The organism is Chryseobacterium sp. SIMBA_029 (genome assembly GCF_046535275.1).
Classification (GTDB): Bacteria; Bacteroidota; Bacteroidia; order Flavobacteriales; family Weeksellaceae; genus Chryseobacterium.
Genome location: NZ_JAWRXA010000326.1, coordinates 1 through 271 on the forward strand (window position 1 = coordinate 1; position 271 = coordinate 271).

General features: G+C 33.9%; 1 protein-coding gene. It reads right to left on the bottom strand.

The genetic code is table 11. The annotated features are described in order from the left end of the window. Positions 1 to 225 (bottom strand): nitroreductase family protein (locus tag SB679_RS24315; protein ID WP_410704824.1); only part of this gene is annotated, 225 nt, incomplete at its 3' end. Positions 226 to 271: the final 46 nt, after the last annotated feature.

The following is a 271-nucleotide window of genomic DNA, read 5'->3' on the forward strand; positions in this document are numbered from 1 at the left end:
GGTTGCTTTATAGATAGCCTGCATTTCTGAAGCTAGTTTTGCCTTTTCCTCACCTTTGAATATTTTGAAACGCCAAGGCTTCGTACGTTTATGATTGGGAGCTAAAGTCGCTGAATGTAGAATTTCATCAATAACTTCCTGAGAAATTTCCGTGTCTGTATAATCCTTTGGAAAAATACTTCTTCTTTGCTCTATAATTTCTTTTAAGACTGTTGCTTTATTCATAGAAACAAAATTACGAAAAAGTTGAGAGTTTGTATTGGTTATTACC